21 protein-coding genes are annotated in these 22591 nt (G+C 67.2%); 17 read left to right on the forward strand and 4 right to left on the reverse strand.

The genetic code is table 11. The annotated features are described in order from the left end of the window. Window positions 1–36: 36 nt before the first annotated feature. From AB5J62_RS06440 to AB5J62_RS06505, 14 genes are all read left to right on the forward strand, one after another. Window positions 37–708, forward strand: a complete 672-nt coding sequence (locus AB5J62_RS06440; RefSeq protein ID WP_370947189.1) for a PP2C family serine/threonine-protein phosphatase — start codon at window positions 37–39, stop codon at window positions 706–708. Window positions 709–802: 94 nt separating this feature from the next. Then, entirely contained in the window at window positions 803–1399 is a 597-nt protein-coding gene (locus AB5J62_RS06445; protein ID WP_370947190.1) for a hypothetical protein, read from the forward strand. 9 nt (window positions 1400–1408) lie between these two features. After that, window positions 1409–2020, forward strand: a complete 612-nt coding sequence (locus AB5J62_RS06450; RefSeq protein ID WP_370947191.1) for a DUF3558 domain-containing protein — start codon at window positions 1409–1411, stop codon at window positions 2018–2020. A gap of 28 nt (window positions 2021–2048) precedes the next feature. Further along, the gene (locus AB5J62_RS06455) at window positions 2049–3263 is read left to right on the forward strand and encodes a hypothetical protein (protein WP_370947192.1); all 1215 of its coding nucleotides are present in this window, start codon (window positions 2049–2051) and stop codon (window positions 3261–3263) included. A 73-nt stretch (window positions 3264–3336) separates the two neighbouring features. Beyond that, on the forward strand, window positions 3337–4209 hold the full coding sequence (locus tag AB5J62_RS06460) for an acetaldehyde dehydrogenase (acetylating) (RefSeq protein ID WP_370947193.1): 873 nt from the start codon (window positions 3337–3339) through the stop codon (window positions 4207–4209). Next, complete coding sequence (gene dmpG / locus AB5J62_RS06465; RefSeq protein ID WP_370947194.1) at window positions 4206–5231, forward strand: 4-hydroxy-2-oxovalerate aldolase; 1026 nt, start codon at window positions 4206–4208, stop codon at window positions 5229–5231. Before AB5J62_RS06460 ends, dmpG begins: the two co-directional genes overlap by 4 nt. 153 nt (window positions 5232–5384) lie before the next feature. Further along, a complete protein-coding gene (locus AB5J62_RS06470; RefSeq protein ID WP_370947195.1) occupies window positions 5385–6398 on the forward strand; it encodes an ABC transporter permease in 1014 nt (337 codons plus the stop codon). Window positions 6399–6414: 16 nt separating this feature from the next. Next, window positions 6415–8169 carry an ABC transporter substrate-binding protein gene (locus AB5J62_RS06475; protein ID WP_370947196.1) on the forward strand — a complete coding sequence of 585 codons (1755 nt, stop codon included), beginning with the start codon at window positions 6415–6417 and terminating at the stop codon, window positions 8167–8169. 69 nt (window positions 8170–8238) lie between these two features. Then, the gene (locus tag AB5J62_RS06480) at window positions 8239–9219 is read left to right on the forward strand and encodes an ABC transporter permease (RefSeq protein ID WP_370947197.1); all 981 of its coding nucleotides are present in this window, start codon (window positions 8239–8241) and stop codon (window positions 9217–9219) included. Further along, window positions 9219–10205 carry an ABC transporter ATP-binding protein gene (locus tag AB5J62_RS06485; protein ID WP_370947198.1) on the forward strand — a complete coding sequence of 329 codons (987 nt, stop codon included), beginning with the start codon at window positions 9219–9221 and terminating at the stop codon, window positions 10203–10205. The genes AB5J62_RS06480 and AB5J62_RS06485 overlap by 1 nt, the downstream gene beginning before the upstream one ends. Then, window positions 10202–11215, forward strand: coding sequence for an ABC transporter ATP-binding protein (locus AB5J62_RS06490; protein ID WP_370947199.1), 1014 nt, complete (start codon window positions 10202–10204; stop codon window positions 11213–11215). The genes AB5J62_RS06485 and AB5J62_RS06490 overlap by 4 nt, the downstream gene beginning before the upstream one ends. Window positions 11216–11666: 451 nt before the next feature. Continuing rightward, complete coding sequence (locus AB5J62_RS06495) at window positions 11667–11816, forward strand: hypothetical protein (protein ID WP_370947200.1); 150 nt, start codon at window positions 11667–11669, stop codon at window positions 11814–11816. A gap of 225 nt (window positions 11817–12041) precedes the next feature. After that, window positions 12042–14510 (forward strand): CHAT domain-containing protein, encoded by a 2469-nt coding sequence (locus tag AB5J62_RS06500; RefSeq protein ID WP_370950197.1) that lies wholly within the window; start codon window positions 12042–12044, stop codon window positions 14508–14510. Window positions 14511–14834: 324 nt separating this feature from the next. Beyond that, the gene (locus AB5J62_RS06505) at window positions 14835–15362 is read left to right on the forward strand and encodes a DUF1353 domain-containing protein (protein WP_370947201.1); all 528 of its coding nucleotides are present in this window, start codon (window positions 14835–14837) and stop codon (window positions 15360–15362) included. A gap of 48 nt (window positions 15363–15410) precedes the next feature. Here AB5J62_RS06505 and AB5J62_RS06510 read toward each other — a convergent pair whose 3' ends face one another. The 3 genes from AB5J62_RS06510 to AB5J62_RS06520 form a co-directional block, all read right to left on the reverse strand. Further along, complete coding sequence (locus AB5J62_RS06510; RefSeq protein ID WP_370947202.1) at window positions 15411–17492, reverse strand: PQQ-dependent sugar dehydrogenase; 2082 nt, start codon at window positions 17490–17492, stop codon at window positions 15411–15413. A gap of 223 nt (window positions 17493–17715) precedes the next feature. Next, the gene (locus AB5J62_RS06515; protein ID WP_370947203.1) at window positions 17716–18189 is read right to left on the reverse strand and encodes a hypothetical protein; all 474 of its coding nucleotides are present in this window, start codon (window positions 18187–18189) and stop codon (window positions 17716–17718) included. Between the two features lie 8 nt (window positions 18190–18197). Continuing rightward, window positions 18198–19610 carry a hypothetical protein gene (locus tag AB5J62_RS06520; RefSeq protein WP_370947204.1) on the reverse strand — a complete coding sequence of 471 codons (1413 nt, stop codon included), beginning with the start codon at window positions 19608–19610 and terminating at the stop codon, window positions 18198–18200. Window positions 19611–19850: 240 nt separating this feature from the next. Between AB5J62_RS06520 and AB5J62_RS06525 the strand changes: the two genes are divergently transcribed. Genes AB5J62_RS06525 through AB5J62_RS06535 form a run of 3 tightly spaced genes read left to right on the forward strand, consistent with a single transcriptional unit; the run spans window position 19851 to window position 22106 of the window. Then, window positions 19851–20129: a hypothetical protein gene (locus tag AB5J62_RS06525; RefSeq protein WP_370947205.1), complete on the forward strand. Its 279-nt coding sequence runs from the start codon at window positions 19851–19853 to the stop codon at window positions 20127–20129. A 15-nt stretch (window positions 20130–20144) separates the two neighbouring features. Continuing rightward, window positions 20145–20792: a class II aldolase/adducin family protein gene (locus tag AB5J62_RS06530; RefSeq protein WP_370950198.1), complete on the forward strand. Its 648-nt coding sequence runs from the start codon at window positions 20145–20147 to the stop codon at window positions 20790–20792. Between the two features lie 57 nt (window positions 20793–20849). Next, the gene (locus AB5J62_RS06535; RefSeq protein WP_370947206.1) at window positions 20850–22106 is read left to right on the forward strand and encodes a sugar ABC transporter substrate-binding protein; all 1257 of its coding nucleotides are present in this window, start codon (window positions 20850–20852) and stop codon (window positions 22104–22106) included. Here AB5J62_RS06535 and AB5J62_RS06540 read toward each other — a convergent pair. Next, window positions 22103–22558, reverse strand: a complete 456-nt coding sequence (locus AB5J62_RS06540; protein ID WP_370947207.1) for a carboxymuconolactone decarboxylase family protein — start codon at window positions 22556–22558, stop codon at window positions 22103–22105. The genes AB5J62_RS06535 and AB5J62_RS06540 overlap by 4 nt on opposite strands. Window positions 22559–22591 lie beyond the last annotated feature (33 nt).

The raw sequence follows: 22591 nt of genomic DNA on the forward strand, positions 1-22591 counted from the left end.
CTTGTGTACAGACTTCACAACTGGTCTACTGGGACCATGACACGATTGGGGCTGACCATGGCGACGGACGTCGGACTCCGCCGCCAGGTCAACGAGGACTCCGCCTACCTGACTCCTCGGGTGCAGGCCATCGCCGACGGCATGGGCGGGCACGGGCACGGCGACCTGGCCAGCGCCATCGCCATCGACGTGCTCCGCGAGTCCGACGACGCCGACCTGGGTTTCGTCGTCGCCGAGATCGCGCGCAGGCTCGACGACCAGGCCCCGTTCGGCTGCGGCACCACCCTGACCGCGATGCGCTGGGACGAGCACCGCTTCCAGCTCGGCCACATCGGCGACTCGCGCGGCTATCTGCTGCGCAACGGCGAACTGCGCCAGCTCACCCGCGACCACACGATGGTCCAGGCACTGGTCGACGAAGGCCGGATGACCGCGGAGGAAGCCGCGGAACACCCGCGCCGCAACATGCTCATGCGCGCGCTGCAAAGCGGGACCGAGCCGCACGAGCCCGATCTCAGCTGGCACGACGCGCTGCCCGGCGACCGTTATCTGCTCTGCTCGGACGGTCTCACCGACTACGCGGACCTTGGCGATATCCACAACGCGCTTTATTCGGATCGTGAAACGTCGGTGACCGAGTTGATTTCACTCGCCAATGCGGCCGGTGGCTACGACAACGTGACCTGCCTGATTGTCGATGTGTCGTGATTTGTCCAGCGAATCGCTGATTCCACTCAAGCGCGTTTGCATCTGCGGTACCGTCACCTGCGGAGGGTTACGAGGGGTGAGGGGATGAACACAGGTGACCGCAGGCGATTCCTATTTGAGAAACCTGCTCGCGCAGGGTACTGACCAGCGACAAAGCTATTCGAACCCCGCTGGCGCGCCTGGAGCGCCGCCGCGGCCGGGTTCCGTCGATCGGCACCAGCAAACCAAGGACGAGATCGGCGAGGCAGGCCGCCGCGAACGGGACAAAGAGGTGAGCCGGGTCGAGGACGGTCCGCCCAGCGTCTGGGACTCGATCGTCGACTACGGCGGCGCGAAGGGCGGAGTGGGCGGTGGCTCAGGCCCTGGTGGCTACACCTTCGAGCCGGAGGTGATCGCCCAGAAGATCACCCAATGGCAGGACCTGCTCGACGGAATCAAACGGGACGGGGACAACCTGAACTTTGCAGCCCAGCTCGTAGGGCCGCCTTCCAAAGATCAGCCCGCAACGAAGCAAGCGGAAGAGGCCAGGACGTCGATCAATGCGGCTTTCCAGCAGAACCAGCAGATGCAGGCGTATGCGAAGGCGTATATCGCGGCCTTGCAGAAGGCGAACGGGACGTACGTGGAGCAGGAAGAGGTCGCAGGTAGCCCCTATGGTGGGGCCTCGGACACCGGCTCGCCCTACAACTAGGAAAAGACTGTGCATATCTTCAAGAACCTTGCTCTCGCGGTCGTTGGCCTGCTGGTGCTGACGGGCTGTACCCAACAAGCCCCGGGCACGGCCAGCGGTGTGCTCACGCCCTCGTCAACCGCGGCGGGATCGCCAACGCCCAGTGGAGACGAGGTGAAGGCTCCGCCGGTGAAGAAGACCCCGTTGGACGTAGCCAAGTTCGTCGCCGATCCGTGCGTCAGTTTGACGGAGCAGCAGCTCCAGGGCATGGGCAGCACGGCTCCGGGCAGCCGGAACGACCTCAGTCCTGCCGTGGCATGCCACTTCAAGCTTGGCGGCGAAGCTACTGCCGGAGTTGGCTTCTTGCCCACTATCACGTCGGGGTTGACTCAGGAGTACCAGAAGAACGCCACCGGCTGGTACAAGACTGGCTATTTCGAGCCGACCGAAATCGAAGGATACCCAGCTGTGCAAGCAAACATTGCGGATCAGCGCGCGGATGGTAACTGCGGCGTCCTGGTGGGCGTTTCGGATCAATCGTATTTCAGTGTCTATCTCCAGGGGCCTGCGGGTAAGGATGCGTGCAAGGCCGCGACGAATGTGGCGAAGGCTGTGCTCGAGACGATCAAGGGGAGTCAGTGACGTGTCGATTCCTGGGCATCAAGCTTGGATGAGCGCGCAGCAGATCTACGAGAATTTCGTGAACAGCGAGGGGCCTGCTCGTCTCATGGCAGCCAGTGACCACCTGGAGCAGATCGAGCGGGAATACACCCAACGAGTGCAGCAGATCACCGACCTGGCTGCTTCGATGGAGGAAGGGTGGACGGGGGACTCCGCCGGTGCGGCGCAGCGTGGTGCTGGTCCGCTCGCGGTCGCCCACGACGGCGCGTCGCAGGAGATGGCGACGGGGAAAGATCTGCTGCGTAATCAGACGGACAGCTTTTTCCAGGTCAAGAATACGGTTGGCCCGGTTCCGTCCCCTCCCGAAGAGCCGTCGACGTTCGAGAAAATCATCACGTTGGGCAGCGCGGGGTCCGACTATGAGAAAGCCTTGAACAAGACGAGGGCCGCCGAACAACGCAACATCCAGGCGATGGAGGAGTGGACCACCGCGTCGGGTTACAACGGCTCGATGATGCCCAGTGAGTATCCGAAGGTTGACCCGAACGCGTTGAACATCTCGCAGGCCGAACCGGCCAAGCCCGGTGGCGTTGATTACCCCGGTGGCGGGGTCAAGCGGCCGGGAGGACGGTCAGGTGGTCCGGGTGGCAGCGTCAATCCGCCTGGTGGGTCGGTTCCTGGCGGCGGCACCGGCGGTCAGATTCCGGGTGGTCAGACCCCGGGAGGCCAGACTGCCGGCAGTCCCAAGCCTGGTGACGGCACGACGCCTGGTGGTTGGACGCCGCCCGGCGCGCCCGTCAAGCCGGGCGGTCCTGTTAAGCCTGGCCAGGGGGTTCCCGGTGGCCAAGGCGACAGTTCCGAGTCCGGCTTTCTACCGGGCTTGGGGCTCGGCGGTGGCGGAACTCCCGGGCCGGGAAGCGGTTCCGGCGGTGGGCGGGTGACCGGTGCCGGGCCGGGATCGGGCGCGGGCAGCGCCGGCGAGCGGCTCACCGGCGGACGTGGTAGCGGTGCCGGGCCGGTGGGTGGTCCGGGTGAGCCGGGCGCGCGTGGCGGTGCGGGCGGCGCGAAGGGCGCGGGACGGCCAGGTGGCATGGGCGCTGGCGGAATTGGCCAGGGAGCCAAGGGTGAAGGTGGCGAGGACGAGGAGCACCAGCGCAAGTTCGTGTTCGACGACGATGAGCACTTCCAGCTCACCGACGACGGTGAGCGCGTAGTCGACCCGCGGACGGGCATGGCTCCGGTCACGCCCGTCATTGGCGAGTAAGGGTGAGTTCGTCGTTCCTCTGAGCGGAACGACGAACTGTCCTTTGGCTCAGTACGAGTGTGACAGTCTCCCCATGACCCTCACCGCGGCGATCGTCGGACCCGGCAACATCGGCACCGATCTGCTGGCGAAACTCAAGCGCAGCACCGAGATCGAGGTCGGCTACGTGGTCGGGGTGGTCGAGTCCGACGGGCTCGCCCGCGCCAGGGCGCAGGGGATCAAGGCCTCCGCGGACGGCGTCGACTGGCTGCTGAGCCAGGATCCCTTGCCGGACTTGGTGTTCGAGGCGACGTCGGCGAAGGCGCATCTGGCCAACGCGCCGCGCTACGCCGAGGCCGGGGTTCGCGCGATCGACCTCACGCCCGCCTACCTCGGGCCGATGGTGTGCCCGCCGGTCAACCTGCGCGAGCATCTCGGCGCGCCCAACATCTCGATGATCACCTGCGGCGGCCAGGCCACGATTCCCATGGTGCACGCCGTTTCCCGGGTCACCCCGGTGCCCTACGCGGAGATCGTCGCCTCGGTCGCGTCGCGGGGCGCCGGGCCGGGCACCCGCGCGAACATCGACGAGTTCACCCAGGTCACCTCCCGCGCGATCGCCGAGGTCGGCGGCGCGGAGCGGGGCAAGGCGATCATCATCCTGAATCCGGTGGAGCCGCCGATGATCATGCGCGACACCGTGTTCTGCGCGATTTCCGCTGACGCCGACCGCGCCGCGATCACCACTTCGGTCCACGAAATGATCGCCGAAGTCCAGCAGTACGTTCCCGGTTACACCTTGCGCGCGGAACCGCAATTCGACGATCCGAGAGACGACTGGAACTCCAACGGCAGGGTGGCGCTCTTTCTCGAAGTCAAAGGAAACGGTGACTATCTACCCGAATACGCCGGAAATCTCGACATCATGACCGCGGCCGCGGTCCGCGTGGGGGAGCTGCTGGCATGAAACCGGAATTCGAGCACGACGTCAGGATCGTCGACACGACCCTGCGCGACGGCAGTCACGCGATGGCGCACCAGTTCACCGAAACCCAGGTGCGCGACACCGTCCGCGCGCTCGACGGCGCCGGGGTCGGCGTTATCGAGGTGACCCATGGTGACGGGCTCGGCGGCTCGTCCTTCAATTACGGCTTCTCCCGCACCGACGAACTGAAGCTCATCGCGGCCGCCCGCGACGAGGCGCGGAGGGCCAAGATCGCGGTGCTGCTGGTGCCCGGCATCGGCACCGCCGATGATCTTCGCCGGGCGCGCGACGCCGGCGCCGACATGGTCAGGGTCGCCACCCACTGCACCGAGGCCGACGTCTCGCCCCAGCATTTCGGGGTCGCCCGCGAGCTGGGGATGGAGACCGCCGGGTTCCTGATGATGGCGCACCGCACGCCGCCGGAGAACCTGGCGAAGCAGGCCCGGATCATGGTCGACGCCGGCTGCCAGGCCGCCTACGTCACCGACTCGGCAGGTGCGCTGCTCATGCACGAGGCGAAGGACCGCTTCGACGCGCTCGTCGCCGAGGTCGGCGACGAGGCCTGGGTCGGCTATCACGGCCACCAGAATCTGTCACTCGGTGTAGCCAATTCGGTACTCGCGTACCAGGCAGGCGTCCGCTACATCGACGGGTCGCTCTGCGCGCTCGGCGCGGGCTCGGGCAATTCGCCTACCGAAGTGCTCGCCGCGGTATTCGACCGGATGGGTATCGAAACCGGCCTCGACGTGCTCGGCGTGATCAGTGCCGCCGAGGAGGTCGTGCGCCCCTACCTGCATCGATGGCCCAAAATGGACCGCAACGCGATCGTGCAGGGCTGGGCGGGCGTCTACTCGAGCTTCCTGCTGCACGCCGAGCGCGCGGCCGAGCGGTACAAGGTGCCCGCGCACGAAATCCTGCGCGAGTGCGGTGACCTGGGCCTGGTCGGCGGGCAGGAGGACATGATCATCGACGTCGCGATCCGGCTGGCCGCCGAAAACATGTAAACGCTTTCGGGTGTAATTACCCTCAGAAATCGTTCAATTACCGGCCATGGCCATTTCGTAACCTGGAAAACCAACCATCGGTGGTTGACGCCCCTATCCTCGGGACCGTAAATTTCCGCCCGTTCTTTGATGCATGCGGGTGACAGGGGAGAAGTGTCCGAGCTGTTTTCCGCCGAGGTGACGCCTGCCGCCGTCGCCGAGGTGACCACCACAGGTGTCAAAAAGCCACCACCAGGCCGTTCACCAGGGCAACTCGCCTGGCGCAGGTTCCGCCGCGACAAAGCGGGCGTGATCTCGGCCTGCGTCGTGCTCTTCTACTTCGTCATCGGCCTCGGCGCCCCGGTCATCTCCTGGCTGTACGGCAAGGATCCGTACACCCACTACGGCCTCGACCGGCCAGGCCTGCTGACCGACACCGGCATCCCGGTGAAGCCCAACGGCGGCATCGACGGCGAGTTCTGGTTCGGCCTGGAACCCAAGCTGGGCCGTGACGTGCTGATGCAGCTGGTCTACGGCATCCGGACCTCGCTGCTGATCGCGCTGGTCGTGGTCTTCATCGTCACCGCGTTCGGCGCCATCGTCGGCATCACCGCCGGCTACCTGGGCGGCAAGGCCGACTACTTCATCGGCCGGGTCATCGACGTGCTGCTGGCGATCCCGTCGACCCTGTTCTACCTGGCGTTCATGCCGATCGCGCTCGCGCTGTTCATCGCGCCGGGCAAGGAGGCGCCGATCTGGCTGCGGGTCGTCTCGCTGGTGCTGGTGCTCTCGGTCTTCGGCTGGACGAGAGTCGCGCGGCTGCTGCGCGGCCAGGTGCTCTCGCTGCGGGAGCGCGAGTTCATCGAGGCCGCGCGCGTGTCCGGCGCCGGTTCGCGGCGGATCATCTTCAAGGAACTGCTGCCGAACCTGATCACGCCGATCCTGATCGTGGCGACGCTGGACGTGCCCGCGATGGTGACCACCGAGGCCGCGCTGTCCTACCTGGGCGTCGGCATGGTCGAGCCGACGCCCGACTGGGGCCGGATGATCCACGACGGCGGCGACTACATCAAGGCCGACATCACCTATCTGACCTTCCCGGGCATCGCGCTCATCATCTTCGTGCTCGCCTTCAACATGCTCGGGGATTCCGTCCGCGACGCGCTCGACCCGAAGTCACACCGTTAAGAAGTCAGGGAGACAGATGAAACCGAAGAAGATCGTCGGCGTCGCGATGGCCGCGTCGCTGCTCGTCGGCGGCTGCAGCGCCGGTGGCCAGAATTCGGGGAGCACCGACGCGCCCAAGAACGAGGTCAGCAAAGTCTCCCTCGACAAGGACGGGTCCCAGTCGAAGGGCCCGGCCAAGGAAGTGCCCGGCTCGCGCAAGGGCGGCACGATCACCGCGCTGTGGCGCCAGGACCAGGTCCACTACGACCCGGGCCAGATGCAGACCTCGCCGGACCAGACCATCTCCGAGCTGATCTCGCGCCGCCTGACCATGTACAAGATCGACGGCGACAAGACGACGCTGGTCGGCGACCTGGCCACCAACACCGGCGAGTCGACCGACGGCGGCAAGACCTGGAAGTACACGCTGAAGGACGGCATCAAGCACTCCGACGGCACCCCGATCGTGGCGGCGGACTTCAAGTGGGCCGTCGAGCGGTCGTTCTACGAGAAGTACAACCGCGGCTTCCCGTACATCCAGACCTGGCTGGCCGACTCGGAAGAGTTCTCGAAGGTCTACAACGGACCGTACGACGGCAAGGAACTCGGGAACGACAAGATCGAGGTTCCCGACGAGAAGACCATCATCTTCAAGCTGCCCAAGCCGCACCCGGACTTCCCGTTCGCCGCGGCGCTCGGCACCACCGTCCCGGTGCAGAAGGCCAAGGACAGCAAGGAAGGCCTCGACGCCAACCCGCCGACCAGCGGCCCGTACAAGATCGCGGCGCACGAGGTCGACAAGTCGCTGAAGCTCGTCAAGAACGAGTTCTGGGACCCGAACACCGACCCGATCCGGCACCAGTTCGTCGACGGCTTCACCATCAACTTCGGCCCGCTGCCCCCGGAGATCACCGACCGCCTGACCGCGGGCGCCGGCGACGACAAGAACGCCACCGCGCTGTACCACTCGGTCCCGGCCGAGCGCATCGACCAGGTGATGAACGACCCGAAGCTCAAGGCGCAGGTGCTCGACGTGGCCACCTCGGCGTCCGAGGTCTACTCGATCAACACCACCCGCATCACCGACGTGAACGTGCGCAAGGCGCTGCTCACCGCGTTCCCGAAGGAGCAGGCGCGCCAGACCAACGGCGGCCCGTTCTACGGCGACCTGTCGACCACGCTCGGCTCGCCCGCCAACCTCGGCTGGAAGAAGTACGACCTGCCCGGCATCACCGACGTCAACCCCAAGGGTGACCCGGAGAAGGCCAAGAAGATGCTGACCGACGCAGGCAAGCTCGGCCAGTCGATCTCCTTCGGCTACAGCCAGCAGCCCAACCGGGAAAAGGAAGCCCTCGCCATCGCGGACGGCCTGGAGAAGGCAGGCTTCAAGGTCGAGAAGATCCCGATGCAGCCGAAGACGTTCAACGACGCCCGCGACACGGTCAACAACAACCTGGACCTGTACTGGTCCTCGTGGGCCGCTGACTGGCCGACCGGCGTGACCGTCTACCCGGAGATCTACGACGGCCGCAAGATCGGCGACGGCCGCCCGAACAACTCGCACTTCAACGACCCGGAGATCAACAAGGAGATCGACCGCATCCTCGCGATCGACGACCCGATCAAGCAGGGCGACGAGTTCGCGAAGCTCGACTCGAAGATCATGGAGAAGGTCCCGGCGATCCCGTACGCCTACACGCGACGCCTCATCATGTCCGGCACGAACATCGGCGGCGCGTCCGTCGACACGCACGGCGTGCTGAACTTCGCGAACCTCTTCCTGAAGTCCTGACCCAGTAGGGGAGGGGGAGCGGGCCGCGTGCCCGTTCCCCCTCCGCCCTTTTCCGGAGACGAAACCCCGATGTTGGCTTTCCTGGCACGCAGGGTGCTGGGCGCCGTGGTCATCCTGTTGATCATCAGCGCCATCACCTTCCTGCTCTTCTTCGCCGTACCCGGCAACGAGGTCGCCGCGCTGTCCTGTGGCAAGTCCTGCACCCCGGTGCTGGTCGAGCAGATCCGCCGTGACCTCGGGCTGGACCAGCCGGTCTGGCAGCAGTACCTGGTCTTCGTCGGCGGCATCTTCGCCGGGCGGGTCATCGGCGACAAGCCGTGCGACGCGCCCTGCCTCGGCTACTCCTTCGTCAACAAGGAGCCGGTGCTCGACACGGTGCTCGACCGCCTGCCGGTGACGATCTCACTGGCCATCGGCGCCGTGGTGCTGTTCCTCATCTTCGGCGTCGGGCTGGGCATGCTCGCCGCGCTGCGCAAGGGAAAGCTCGCCGACAAGATCTCGATGGTCTTCGCGCTGCTCGGCGGCTCGATGCAGATCTACGTGATGGCGCCGTTCTTCCTCTACCTCTTCGTGTACAGCTCGGACCTGCTGCCCAGGCCGACGTACACGTCCTTCTTCGACAGCCCGGCCCAATGGGTGACCGGGCTGATCCTGCCGTGGACCTGTCTCGCGATCATCCACACCGCGTACTACGCGCGGCTGACGCGATCGTCCATGGTGGACGTGCTCAACGAGGACTACATCAGAACGGTGCGCGCCAAGGGATTGAGCACCAGAGAGGTGTACGTCAAGCACGCGTTCCGCGGCGCGATGAGTCCTATCGCGACGATCCTCGGGCTCGACATCGCGGTGCTGTTCGCCGGTGCGATCATCACCGAGACCTCGTTCGGCCTGATCGGTGTCGGCCAGCTCGCGGTGAACTCCGTGTTCGCCTCCGACCTGCCGATGATGATGGGCGTGGTGCTGCTCGCCGCGACCGCCGTGGTGGTGGCCAACATCGTCGTCGACATCGTCTACGCCGTGATCGACCCGCGAATCAAGGTGGCGTGATGACCCTGCTCTCCGTGCGCGATCTCAAGGTGCACTTCTCCACAGAGGACGGCGTGGTCAAGGCCGTCGACGGGTTGTCCTTCGACCTGGTCAAGGGCCGCACCCTCGGCATCGTCGGCGAGTCCGGCTCCGGCAAGAGCGTGTCGAACATGGCCATCCTCGGGCTGCACAACCCCGAGAAGACCGAGATCGGCGGCGAGATCCTCTTCGACGGCATCGACCTGACGTCGGCCTCGGAGTCCTCGATGCGCAAGCTTCGCGGCAACCGCATCTCGATGATCTTCCAGGACCCGCTGACCTCGCTTTCGCCGTATTACACGATCGGCGAGCAGATCGCCGAGACCTACCGCAGGCACACCGGAGCGTCCAAAAGGGACGCTCGCAAGCGCGCCGCCGACATGCTCGGCAAGGTCGGCATCCCGGCCAAGCGCGCCTCGGACTACCCGCACCAGTTCTCCGGCGGCATGCGCCAGCGCGCGATGATCGCGATCGCCCTGTGCTGTGACCCCGACCTGCTCATCGCCGACGAGCCGACCACCGCGCTCGACGTCACCGTCCAGGCCCAGATCCTCGACCTGCTGCGCGAGCTGCAGAGCGAGTTCGACACCTCGATCATCCTGATCACCCACGACATGGGCGTGGTCGCGCAGATGGCCGACGACGTGCTCGTGATGTACGCGGGCCGCTCGGTCGAGCGCGGCAGCGTGCGCGAGGTGCTGAAGACACCATCGCACCCCTACAGCTGGGGCCTGCTCGCCTCGATCCCGCACCTCACCGGCGACGTTGACGTTCCGCTGGTCCCGGTGCGCGGCACCCCGCCGAGCCTGATCGACCTGCCGGCAGGCTGCCCCTTCAACCCGCGATGCGACCACGTCGGCCGCGTACCCGGAAACCTGTGCACCACGGAGCGTCCCCTCTTGTCCCTTGACCTCAAGCACGCCGCGGCCTGCCACCTGTCCACAGAGGACAAGGAGGCGCTGCGATGACCTCGCCCCTGCTCGAGGCGTCCGACCTCACCATGCACTTCCCGGTCCGCGGCGGAGCGATCTTCAAGCGCCGCGTCGGTTCCGTGCAGGCCGTGGACGGCATCGACCTGACGGTCCACGAAGGCGAATCCTTCGGCCTGGTCGGCGAATCCGGCTGCGGCAAGTCGACCACCGGCCGCCTGCTCGCCCGCCTCCTCGAACCGACCGCGGGCAAGATCACCTACGCCGGCCGCGACATCACCCACTCGTCCCGCAAGGAACTCGCCCCGATCCGGTCCGAGATCCAGATGATCTTCCAGGACCCGTACTCGTCGCTGAACCCCCGCCACACGGTCGGTTCCATCGTCGCGGGCCCCATGGAGGTCAACAACATCGACCCGCCGGGCGGCCGCAAGAAGCGCGTCCAGGAGCTGCTGGAGACGGTCGGCCTCAACCCCGAGCACTACAACCGTTACCCCCACGAGTTCTCCGGCGGCCAGCGCCAGCGCATCGGCGTCGCCAGGGCACTGGCACTCGAACCCCGCCTCATCATCGCGGACGAGCCAGTGTCCGCATTGGACGTTTCCATCCAGGCCCAGGTCGTCAACCTCTTGCAGCGCCTGCAAAGGGACCTCGGCATCGCGTTCGTCTTCATCGCCCACGACCTCGCGATCGTCCGCCACTTCTCCCAGCGCATCGCGGTCATGTACCTCGGCAAGATCGTGGAGGTCGCCGACCGCGCCGACCTCTACGGCAACCCGCAGCACCCGTACACCCACGCACTCCTGTCCTCGGTCCCCGAAGCCGACCCGGACAGCGAGGCCCACCGCGAGCGCATCCGGCTCACCGGCGACGTCCCGTCCCCGATCAACCCGCCCTCCGGCTGCCGTTTCCGCACCCGCTGCTGGAAAGCCCAGGACATCTGCGCCTCGGAGGAACCTCCGCTGACGCAGCTCACCTCGGCCACCTCGGGTCACCTGGCCGCCTGCCACTTCCCCGAGTCACGCCAGGTCGTCCCCGAGACCGACTGACCCACCCAGGTTTCCGCGAGGGGTCGTGAGTGGTACGGCCGGTTCTAACCGGCGAAAACACTCACGACCCCGGTGAGCACAGTGGACTTGAGGCGGGGAGCGTCGGTCATGCCTTCGAAGTTAGGAGCGCGCGCCGCCCGAGCACACTCGGTGCGACCGAAGTCTTCCCGCGGCGCACCGAGGCGGGCCACCGAGAGGATTACCCCGCTGACCTGCCCCGGGTCGTGCGCTGCCCGATCGGGCAGCCGTGTGGGCGACCAAACTGAGAGAATTCACTCGTATCGCTGACTGTCCGTGGGAATTCTTCCCGATCTTGCTCTCTTTGTGTCACCATTGCTCTATTGGCGGAGTGAGGGTCCGCCAAATGGCGACGCAGCGTCAACGGAACCACGCTTCGCGGGGCTGCGTCGGAATGGGGCGCAAGAAAAGATCGCCAGGGGAGGAGATCGATATGTCCACGCCTACCGACATCAAGGAAATCACGGAACCGCAGGTCATCGACGACCTGCTGGGGGCCGAACCGGACCCCAAGCCGGACCCGAAGCCTGAACCGGACCCTGACAAGAAGACCGACTGCGCCGACTTCGGCTGCGGTCACTGAGTCCACAAGTCCCTGCGTACGGACGGTGTTCGTCCGCCTGGCGAATTTCCTCGGCGGGCGGGCGAATATCACTACCGTCTGTGTTGTCATACTAGTGTGGCTGTGACAGGACCGGATCAAGGTAAGATCATCCGCGAAGCTCGGGAACTGCACCGGGCCGGGGTGGACGCCGCTTGCACGGAACGGCTGCCTGATGGCCTTCGGATGATGCGCCGCGGCTTGGCCATGTTGGACTCCGCCGAGCCGGTGCCGCATGGCGATTGGCTGGTCACCCGGATCCGGTTGCTCATCTCACTTGCTTACTTCTCCCGGGATATCACCGGCACGGAGATGGCGCAGGCCGAGATCGAGAGCGTATGGCCGCTGATCACGCAGGTTGACGATGTGCGGCTGCGTTCCGAGCTCAGCGGATCGGTCCACCACAACCAGGCACTGATGTTGCTCGGGATCGGGCGCAACGACGAGGGCATCGGATACCTCGACAAATCGATCGAACTGCAGCGGGCGGGCCTGGCCGTGGCCGACGACCAGGCAGCCGTACTCGATCGCTACCTGAAGTCGCTGTTCAGCCGCGGGGTGGCGCGTATGCGCGCCGGTGACATCCGAGGAGCGCGCGAAGACCTGACCCATGCCATCGCACTCGGGGAAGAGCGAGGCGCGCTTTCGCAGGCCGCCGATTCCCGCCGCCAGCTCGGCACGCTGGAATTGCGTATGGGCGATGTTCCGACGGCCTTGCGACGCTATGCCGAAAGCGAGCAGTTCTACCGGGAACAGGGCCTCGCGGTCCCGGTCTTCCTGCGCATGGGCCAGGCCGAGGCACTACTGACGGCAGGCTTGGCGGGCGAAGCGGGCGCGTACTTCGACGAGGTCTTGCCCGCGATGCGCGAACAACGCGGTTTCACGACCTATCTCTCGACCGCGGAGCTGCTGCGTGCCACTGCCGCGTTGCTGAACGACGAGCTGGGCCTGGCACGGGAGATGGCGGACTCCGCGCGCAAGGGCATGGTCCGCTGGGGATGTCAGACGTGTGCCGCGGACGCGGCGATCATCGGTCTGCGTGCGGACGTGCGGGAGGCGTTGCGCTCGGGCGACCTGTCGCCGTCGCTGACCGCGCGGGCGTTGCGGATCGCGAAGTCCATGCCCGCGAGGCTCGCCGACCGCGCCGCGTCGGCCAGGATGCTGGCGGCCCGGCTCGAGATCCGGCGGAGTAATCTCCGGCGGGCCGCCGAGTTGCTGCGCGGGATCCCACGTCCGGCAAGGCTCACTCCCATCGACTACCGCATGCTGCGCCGCCTCTGCCGTGCGGAGCTCGCCGCAGGGCAAGGTGATCGGGCCAAGGCGTTCGCCGAGATCCGCGCCGGGCTCGGCGAGCTGGACCGGGTCCGAGACCGGATGGGCGGGCTTGAATTGGTGTCCGGCACCGCGCTGCACGGCCGTGAACTCGCCGGGCTGGCCGTGAAGCTGGTGCTGGACGGCGGCACGGCTAGGCGCGTATTCGACTGGCTGGAGCGGACCAGGGCGCAGACCCACCGTTATGAGCCGATCGCCGGTGCCGACGATCCCGAGGTAGCCGAGCGGATCGCCGAGATGCGGGGTCTCGACCAGGCGATCCATCAGGCACAACACCTCGGGCATCCGACGGCCGCGCTGCGGGCGAAGTACACGGAACGGCTGCGTGAGTCGCATCGGCTTGGCTGGGACGCGGGGCGCTGGGGCAAACCGCGTCCGGTCGCGACGGTGAATGAGGTCGCCGAGTCGCTGGGGGAGCGCGCGCTGGTGAGCTTCGCGGTGTCCGACGACGAAGTGGTGGCCGTCGTGGTCGCCGACGGCGCCGTGCGGCTGGTGCGCCTCGGATCCGCGAAACCGGCCGCCGAGAGCGCGCGCAGGCTCAATGTCGACCTCAACGCGCTCGCTCCCGACCATCTGCCGCCCATGCTCGTCGACGCCGTCATGGGGTCGGCGCGCAGGCAGGCCGAGCTGCTCGACGCTCAGCTGATCCGCCCGCTGACCATGCTCGGGCATCGCGAACTCGTCATCGTGCCGACCGGCGCGCTTTACGGTGTCCCGTGGGGAGTTCTGCCGAGCCTGCAGTCGCGGCCGACGGTGGTCGCCCCGTCGGCGACGGCCTGGCTCGCCGCCGAACACACCCGCGTCCAGCGTGCGCGCAAGATCATTCTCGCCCGTGGGCCCGATCTGCCCGCCGCGCGCGGTGAGATCGACAAGCTCGCCACGCATCACCAGGGCGCGCGGTTGCTGTCCGGTGCACGGGCGACGGTGAAGTCCGTGCTGCGGGCGCTCGACGGTTCCAAGCTCGCGCACATCGCGGCGCACGGCGCCCACGAACCCGAGAACGCCTTGTTCTCCCGGCTCGAACTGGCCGACGGGGCCTTGTTCGCGCACGAGATCGCCGGTCTCAAACAGCCGCCGCGCCAAGTCGTGCTCGCCGCGTGCGAACTCGCGCTCAACCGCATCCGGCCGGGGGACGAGGCGCTCGGGTTCGCCAGCGCGCTGCTCGCCAGCGGTTCGCGCACGGTCATCGCGCCGCTCAGCCGTGTCGGCGATCAAGCCGCCGCGGCCGCCATGGACGACTACCACCGCGGCCTCGCCAATTCCACCTCACCCGCCTCCGCACTAGCCGACGCCATCGGCGCCGACCCGTTCCGCCGCCCCTTCGTTTGCCTGGGCGCCGGCTGAACACGGGTTCCCGTACCCAGAGAGTCGGCACGCGTACCCAGACGGACGCCACGCGTACCCAGATGGACGTCACCCGTGCATGGATGGACGACGCGTGCGCATAGGCGGACGACACGCGTGCCGACTCTCTGGGTACGCGTGTCGTCCATCCAGGTACGCGTGCCGTCCGTTCATGAACGCGTGGCGGCCATTCGCGTACGGGTGGCGAGTGTCCTTTGTGGAGTGGCGGGATCACGGATCTTCATCATTTGGATGTCAACGGTCACTCTTCGCTTTTCGCGGGTGGATCATGGAGTCGCCGGCCGAAGCGAGGAGGCGGGTGCGATGCCTTTCGAAGGTGAATTGATCGTCCAGGAGCTCGACGACACGTCATGGCTGCTCGTCGCGCCACTGGTTTATGAAGGCAATAGTGAGTTGTTCAATCTGGATCCGGGTTTCGTCACCGATTTCGCGTCGGTGCCGAGGTGCCTGGTGTGGCTGGTGCCGAGGTACGGCGTCTACTCGAAATCGGCCGTGCTGCACGACTATCTGTGCGGGCGGCGTGACATCAGCCGCGCCGACGCCGATGGGCTTTTCCGGCGGTCGATGCGGGAACTCGGGGTCGCGTTCGTGCGCCGCTGGATGATGTGGGCGGGGGTGCGGGGCGCGTCGAAACTGGCGGGCGCCGGTGCGGGAGAAGTGTTGCTGTGGCTGCTGGTCGCCATCCCTTCACTGATTTTCGTGCTCATTCCGGGGCTGCTGATCATCGCGTGGCTTTTCTTGTTCTGGCTCGTCGAGCTGCTCTGGTTCGTGCTGCTCAAACCGGTGAGCACAAAGCCGGTGCCGCAGCCGAGGTTGTGGATGAAGACGTGAAAACGCCCCGCGTTCCGGGAAGGAGCGCGGGGCGTTTCGCCGAACGGATCAGGCCACGGTCACGTGGAAGATCTTGTTGTTGCTGTTGTGCGGGGTGCTGTCCTTGTCACCGCCGTTGGAGGTGGCCATCCAGATGCCGCCGTTCGGCGCGGGCTCGACCGTGCGCAGACGGCCGTAGGTGCCGCTGAAGAACTGCTTCGAGTTCACCAGCGAGCTGCCGCTGATCTCGTGGCGGTAGATCCGCTCGCCCTTCTGGCAGGCGACGTACAGCGCGTCGTGGACGATCGTGATGCCACTGCACGAACCGGAGCCGACCGGGTAGGTCTTCTTCGGCGCGATGAAGCCGCCGCAGCTGCCCGAGGTGCCTTCGCACTTGGGCCAGCCGTAGTTGCCGCCCTTCTCGATCAGGTTGGTCTCGTCCATGATCGAGTTGCCGAACTCCTGCTCCCACAGCCTGCCCTGCGAGTCGAACGCCAGGCCCTGGATGTTGCGGTGGCCGAGCGTCCAGATCGCGTTGCCGAACGGGTTGTCCGACGGGATGGTGCCGTCCGGGTTGATGCGCAGCACCTTGCCGTTGAGGTTCGACTTGTTCTGCGCGTTGTCGCCGTTCTGCGCGTCGCCGGTGCCGGCGAACAGGTACTTGCCGTCGGGGCTGAAGCGCAGGCGCCCGCCGTCGTGGAACTTGTTGCGCTGGATACCGCTGACCAGCACCTGCTCGGTCGAGGTGAGCAGCGAGTCGGCGGCCGGGTCGTACTTGATGCGGACGATCCGGTTGTCGTTGGGCGAGGTGTGCATGATGTAGAGCCAGTTGTCGCTCGAGAAGCTCTTCGGGTTGATCTCGAGACCCGTCAAGCCGCCTTCACCGCTGGTGCTCTGGACGTTCGGCACGGTGCCGATGGTCTTCTTGGACCCGGTGGCCGGGTTCATGTGCACGATGGTGTGCGCGTCGCGCTGGTTGTAGAGGATCGTGCCGTCGGGGAGCGTGACGAGGCCCCACACGACGTCGTCGTCGGTGCCGACCTGCTTGACGGTGCACATGCCCTGCGACGGGGTGCACGACGAGCCGCCGGAGGTGGTGACGTCGACCAGCGGGGTGCTGCCTGCGCTCTCGTTGCCGTTGGCGTCGAACGCGGTGACCTGGAGGTGGTACGCGGTGTTCGGGGTCAGGCCGCCGACGGTGATGCTGGTGCCGTTCGTCGAGCCGACCTTGGTGCTGGTGCCGCCCGAGACGTTGAAGACGTTGTAGCCGGTGACGCCCACGTTGTCCGTCGACGCGGTCCACGAAAGACCGACGCTGGTGCTCTGGACGTTCGAGGACTTCACGTTCGTCGGCACGGTCGGCTTCTGCGTGTCGTTCGACGGCGGCGTCTTCACCGGCGTGGTCTCACTGGCCTGCGAGACGTTGCCCGCGGCGTCGCGGGCGTTGACGTAGAAGCCGTACGTGACGTTCGGGTTGAGGTTGTTGCAGGTGCCCTGCAGCACGTTGCCCGCGGTGCTGGCGCACAGCTGGCCGTCACGGAAGATGTCGTACGCGGTGACGGCGACGTTGTCCGTCGCGGCGCCCCACTTGATGGTCGCGCTGCTCGGGGTGGCGCTGACCAGTTCCGGCTTGCCGGGAGGGGTCGGCGCGACGGTGTCGCCACCGCCGCCGTTCGTGCCGTACACGCCGAATTCCTGCAGCGAGTAGCCGTACGCGGCGTCGGTGCGGCAGCGCTTGGTGCCGAGCATGCGCACGTAGCGGCCGTCACCGTTGAGCGTGGTGAGGTCCTCGACGCCGCCCTTGCCGGTGGTGGTCGAGTAGATCTTGGTCCAGGTGGTCTTGTCGTTCGAGACACCGATCTCGTACGCGGTGGCGCAGGACTTGTCCCACTGCAGCCGGACCCGGCTGACATGGACGGACGCGCCGAGGTCGACATAGATCCAGGACGGGTCCACCCCGCCGGTGCTGGCCCAGCGGGTCGCCGAGTCCCCGTCGACCGCCGCGGCGGCCGTACAGCAGCCGCTCTGCGTGGACGCGGTGACCGGCTTGCCCTGTGACAGCAAGGGATCCGCGGCGTTCGCCACGGCGGCGGTCGCCATGATCGTCGCGGCACTGGCCAGCACCGCGAGCATTCGAATACGTCGTTGCATTCTGAAATGCGCCTCCTATATCAACACATTCCACTGACCGGTGCACGGCACGGAACGCCACGGAACGCCGCGGCGGCAGAGGCGGATGCCGACGGGCTTGCGGTGGGCTATGCGGGGGACCGGGCTTCAGTCGAAGGTGCTCTTGATCCTGATGGGGCTCAGACTACGAGTGAGACATCGGACGCGTCAATGCGCTGAATCCGATGGACCAAATAGGTCAAAATCATTCCCTCGCGCAGCCTATTGGCCACACGACGGTCACCGGAATGGCACGTTCGCGGGCCGCGTGGACCACATCCGCCGTGCCACCATGCCCGCCGGCGGGCTTGCCATCCCACACCGCGACCAGTTTGTCTACTGTGGACAACACCTGTTCGCTCGCCGCCATGTACGCGGCGCCGCCCGACTCGGCGAACGGCATGGTGCGCACCGTTTCGGCCTTGCCGAGCAGCGCGTCGAATTCGTCCAGGTTTTCGGGTTTCACCTTGCGCGCACGGTAATCCGCGGCGGGCAGCACGACCTCGACGCGGCCGCCGAGGTCGAGCACCGCCCGCGCGAAGAGCTGGTCGGCGCCGCGCGCCAGGCAGGTCACGCCGACCAGGTCCGGCTGATCGGCCAGCAGCGCGCGCAGCTGGTCGAAGATCAGCCCGATGCTGGCAGCGCTGAGCGAGGTGTGTCCGGTGATGCCGATTCGCAAAGCTCTCCCTAACAGGCGATGAGCGTGGAAACGGCTTCCCTGGCGTCTCGCACGGCCGGAACGGTCATGAACGGGGCGGCTTCGCGGTGGAAGTCGCGCAGCTTCGTGCCGACGCGCCCGCCGGTCCAGGTGCCCGCGAGCGGCAGCGCGCGCAGCACCAGCTCGGCCGCGCGGTCCGGCTCGCGGGTGATGAGATGCGCGCGGGCCAGCCCGATCAGGTCGAACACCTGGTTGCGCACCCTGGTGGGATCGCGCAGCGCCAGCGCCCTGGCGATGTACTCCTGCGCGGGCCGCGCGTGGCTCGCGTCGAACCGGGCGAGGTCGCGGTAGCGGGCGCCGATCACGCCGGCGAGTTCGGCCTCGTCGAGGCTGCGTGCCGACGGGGTCACCGTGTCGATGTCGCGCACGCCCTCGGCGTGGTGGTCCTCGGCGAGGCCGACCGTGCGGCGGAACGCGCGCGCGTCCCCGCGCAGCGCGTACGCCCACGCCTCCCTGGTCGCGAGCACCGCGCGCAGCCGGGGCGTGGCCGTGCGCCGGGTGCCGTACTGGGCGAGCTGGATGATTTCCAGCCCGTCGTCGGGATGGCCGAGGTCGTAGCACTGCCTGGCCAGCGAGGCCAGCGCGACGGCGGCCAGCGCGTCGTCGCCCGCGGCGTGCGCCAGCTGGGCGGAGAGGATGAAGTACCGCTGCGCCGTCGAATGCTGCGCGGCGTCCCAGGTCATCGAGGCCGCGACGTCGGCGAGTTCGGCGCCGATCCGGAACGCGCGCAGCGTCTCCGGGGTGCCCTGCGGGGCGGCGCGGAGCCTGCGCGTGTGCGTGTTGAGCTGGGCGACCACCGCCGTGCGGGCGAGCGTGCCGTTGCGGGTGTGCCAGGCGCGGAGGGTGGCGGTGAGCTGCTCGGCTGACTCGAGTTCCTCCGCGGTGAACGCGGTGCCCCTGCCGTGGCCGACGACCGTCGGCCGGAGGAAGGGCTCCAGTTCACCCGCCAGTGCGGCACCCATCAGGGTGGCCGCGCCGGCTAGTACCGTGCGTCGGGTCGGTGGCGTCAAATCATCCCCCGTTACGGCCGTCGCGCGTTCGGCGACCAGTTCGGCATCCCATTGCGGGCTGGTGACCGTGCTGGGCGCTGGTGTCGGCCCACGATCCGCTCGCCGGGGTGGCCGGAATCCGAGCGCGGCGTCGTCCTGTGCGGCGAGCACGTGCCTCAGCCCCGACCGGTAGGCCGCGTTGGGCCAGCGTGCTACGCCGCGTTCGAGCTTGGCGAGGTAGTGCGCGTCGAGCTCGTAGCGTTTGCCGGTTTCCCGCCAAAGCCACTGGTTGACCGCCGAAGCCACCTCGGCGCGGCTGGCGTGTTCGCCGGGCGCGCCGGGGGACGGCAGCCGGTGGCGCGCCGCCCGGAGGAGATGATTGGGTTCCGGCATAGTCGACCTCCCAATAGTGTGAAGTCTAACCAACCAGACACGCTGAGTCACGACCTCGCGAATCTGCCCCGGGTTTCCCCGGCACGCCCGCTTCGCCCCCGCTCGCTGGTGTTCCGCTCCGCGGGATCCTCTTGCACGCTGATCAACGGTGGCGCGAATCCCCGCTCACCGAGAAAGCCGGCCCGTACGGAACGCCCTCGCCGCTTCCGTGCGGGCCGGTGACCATCTCTGGGGTGGAAGATGGAGGAAGCGGACTTCGTGGCCTATCCCGAGCTCAAGCGGCTGGCGCGGCTGCGGGACGCAGGCTGGACGTTCCATCCGGCGCACGACGACTCCGGCGAACTCGTCCAGGTCAACGGCGTCCGGAGCTGGCCTGGCGGCCAGGCCGACGCGGTGCGGGTGCGCTACACCACCGACGCCGCCGCCATGCGCTGCGATCCGGGCGGCCAGGTGCTCTGGTCGGTCGAGGGCAGTCTCGACGACGTCGTCGATGGACTCATGGAGCTGCCCGATCCCTAAACTGGCGCGGTGCTCATGGGACAGCTGCGCGCTGAAATCTCCGACTACGCCCGCAGGATGGCGGCCGACGGCCTGGTGGTCGGAACCTCGGGAAACGTGTCCGCCCGCCGGGGCGACCTCGTCGCGGTGACCCCGACCGGCGTCGACTACGCGACGCTCGGCGCCTCGGACATCCCCGTCGTCTCGCTGGACGGGACGGTCGTGCACGGGACGCTGAAGCCGACGAGCGAGCTGCCGATGCATCTCGCGCTGTACCGGACGGCGGTCGATCCGGACGGCGCCCCGATCACCGCGGTCGTGCACACGCACGCGCTGCACGCGACCGCGGTGTCCACTTTGGTCGATGAGGTGCCCGCCGTGCATTACGCGGGCGCGTTGATCGGGCCGTCGGTGAAAGTCGCGCCTTATGCGACCTACGGGAGCGAAGAGCTGGCCGAATCGATGCTCGGCGCGCTGGCCGGCAGGCGTGGTTGTCTGCTCGCCAATCATGGGACGATTACGTTCGGCTCGTCGCTCGCGGACGCTTATGGACGGACCCGTCAGCTCGAATGGCTGTGCCAGGTCTGGCTCACCGCGCGGGCGGCAGGCACGCCCCGGTTGCTGCCGCCGGAAGAAATCGAGCGAGTCGTGGTGAAGCTTCGCGGTTACGGTCAAAAAGGCTGATTCTCCTCGGGTGTGGAGAATGCGGTTCCCGATGGCCGGTACCGCTAGGGTTCGAGGATGACCAGTGGAAGACGCCGCGCCCGCCGCGTGCTGGGATCCTTGCTGCTGACGGGTTTGCTGACGCTGACCTCGGCGTGCGGCGACTCCGAAGCCGACTCGGCAGGCAAGACGGTGTTGACCTGGTGGGACTATTTCGGCTATTCGCCCAGCGCCGACAACGCGGTGAAGAACTTGATCGCGCGGTACGAAAAAAGTCACCCGAATGTGACCGTCAGCCGGACCGTCGTCCGATTCGGTGATTTCCGCGCGAAACTTCAGGAAGCCGCCAAGAACGGCACATTCCCCGATCTCGCCGCGATCGACAACGCGGACGTGCCGGTGTTCGCGAAACAGGGCGTGCTGACGGATTTGACTTCGCGCGTGCAGATGTGGGACGCGCTCAAGGAGTACCTCGACCCGGTCGTCCAGAGTGTCCAGGTGAACAAGCAGTTCTACGGCGTCCCGTTCCGCAGCAACACCACCGCGCTCTGGTACAACAAGGACCACTTCGCCGCCGCCGGTGTCACCGAGCCGCCGAAGACCTGGGACGAACTCGTGGCGAGCGCACGCAAACTGACCAACGGCGACCACGCGGGACTGTGTTTTTCGGCCGCGGCCAACGAAGAAGGCACGTTCACCTTCCTGCCGTTGCTGTGGCAGGCGGGCGGCGACCTCCGCGGCCTCGGCGACAAGGCGAGCGTGACCGCGCTGAACCTGGTGGACAAGCTGATCAACCAGGACAAGAGCGTCCCGAAGTCCATGCTCCACTCCGGCCAGTCCGACATCGGCCGCGAGTTCGGCGCGGGCCGCTGCTCGATGATGATCAACGGCCCGTGGGTGCTCAGTTCGGTCGAGCAGGCCAAGTTCGGCTGGGACGTCGCGCTGTGGCCGACCGGCTCCGGTGGCAACTCGGCCTCCCCGCTCGGCGGCGAGGTGCTCGCCGTCGGCAAGGGCAGCGCGCACGTCGAAGAGGCGTGGGACGTGGCCAGGTGGATCGCCGACCCGCGGAACAGCTGGGCCGAGCTGGGGAAGGGACTGTCCGGCATCCCCAACCGCAAGGACACGGTCACCGACCAGGCCTGGGCGTGGAGCCCGATCATCCCGGTGTTCGCGCACCAGATGCTCAGCGCGCGGGCCCGCGGCAGTTACGGCGACAAGTACGCCCAGGTCTCGCAGGTGGTGTGGCTCATGGAGCAGGAAGTGCTGGCGCACGCCCGGCCGCCGCGGGAAGCCGCGGCGGCCGCGGGCGCGCAGGTGAAACCGCTGCTCGGTTAGGCCTTGGCGCGCTCGTCGGTGCCCGGGACCTTCCCGGTGCTGATGGCGATGCGGTTCCAGGTGTTGATGGTGAAGATCAGCGCGAGCAGGTGGCCGAGTTCGGTCTCGTCGAAGTGCTTCGCGGCGGTCGCGTAGACGTCGTCCGGCACGCCACCGGAAACCTTGGTCACGGCCTCGGCCAGCGCCAGCGCCGCCTGCTCCTTCTCGCTGAAGAAGCTCGGCGCGTCGCGCCACACGGCGACCATGTGCAGCCGCTCCTCGCTCTCGCCGGCCTTGCGTGCGTCCGAGGTGTGCATGTGCAGGCAGTACGCGCAGCCGTTGAGCTGTGACGAGCGGATCTGGACCAGCTCGACCAGCGCGGGGTCGAGCCCGTCGCGGGCGGCGGCGTCAAAGCTGATCAGGGCCTTGAAGGCCTTCGGGGCGGTCTTGGCGAAGTTGATTCGGTTCGTCATGTGGATCAATCTACGGCCGGATTTGACCCGATG

The organism is Amycolatopsis sp. cg5 (assembly GCF_041346955.1).
In the GTDB taxonomy this organism is placed as follows: domain Bacteria; phylum Actinomycetota; class Actinomycetes; order Mycobacteriales; family Pseudonocardiaceae; genus Amycolatopsis.

Coding starts and splice junctions, on each gene's coding strand:
- AB5J62_RS06510 (WP_370947202.1), bottom strand. CDS start 17,492: ATGCAACGACGTATTCGAATGCTCGCGGTGCTGGCCAGTGCCGCGACG.
- AB5J62_RS06440 (WP_370947189.1), top strand. CDS start 37: ATGACACGATTGGGGCTGACCATGGCGACGGACGTCGGACTCCGCCGC.
- AB5J62_RS06500 (WP_370950197.1), top strand. CDS start 12,042: ATGTTGGACTCCGCCGAGCCGGTGCCGCATGGCGATTGGCTGGTCACC.
- AB5J62_RS06490 (WP_370947199.1), top strand. CDS start 10,202: ATGACCTCGCCCCTGCTCGAGGCGTCCGACCTCACCATGCACTTCCCG.
- AB5J62_RS06485 (WP_370947198.1), top strand. CDS start 9,219: ATGACCCTGCTCTCCGTGCGCGATCTCAAGGTGCACTTCTCCACAGAG.
- AB5J62_RS06475 (WP_370947196.1), top strand. CDS start 6,415: ATGAAACCGAAGAAGATCGTCGGCGTCGCGATGGCCGCGTCGCTGCTC.
- AB5J62_RS06520 (WP_370947204.1), bottom strand. CDS start 19,610: ATGCCGGAACCCAATCATCTCCTCCGGGCGGCGCGCCACCGGCTGCCG.
- AB5J62_RS06495 (WP_370947200.1), top strand. CDS start 11,667: ATGTCCACGCCTACCGACATCAAGGAAATCACGGAACCGCAGGTCATC.
- AB5J62_RS06540 (WP_370947207.1), bottom strand. CDS start 22,558: ATGACGAACCGAATCAACTTCGCCAAGACCGCCCCGAAGGCCTTCAAG.
- AB5J62_RS06525 (WP_370947205.1), top strand. CDS start 19,851: ATGGAGGAAGCGGACTTCGTGGCCTATCCCGAGCTCAAGCGGCTGGCG.
- AB5J62_RS06460 (WP_370947193.1), top strand. CDS start 3,337: ATGACCCTCACCGCGGCGATCGTCGGACCCGGCAACATCGGCACCGAT.
- AB5J62_RS06455 (WP_370947192.1), top strand. CDS start 2,049: ATGAGCGCGCAGCAGATCTACGAGAATTTCGTGAACAGCGAGGGGCCT.
- dmpG (WP_370947194.1), top strand. CDS start 4,206: ATGAAACCGGAATTCGAGCACGACGTCAGGATCGTCGACACGACCCTG.
- AB5J62_RS06480 (WP_370947197.1), top strand. CDS start 8,239: ATGTTGGCTTTCCTGGCACGCAGGGTGCTGGGCGCCGTGGTCATCCTG.
- AB5J62_RS06530 (WP_370950198.1), top strand. CDS start 20,145: ATGGGACAGCTGCGCGCTGAAATCTCCGACTACGCCCGCAGGATGGCG.
- AB5J62_RS06505 (WP_370947201.1), top strand. CDS start 14,835: ATGCCTTTCGAAGGTGAATTGATCGTCCAGGAGCTCGACGACACGTCA.
- AB5J62_RS06535 (WP_370947206.1), top strand. CDS start 20,850: ATGACCAGTGGAAGACGCCGCGCCCGCCGCGTGCTGGGATCCTTGCTG.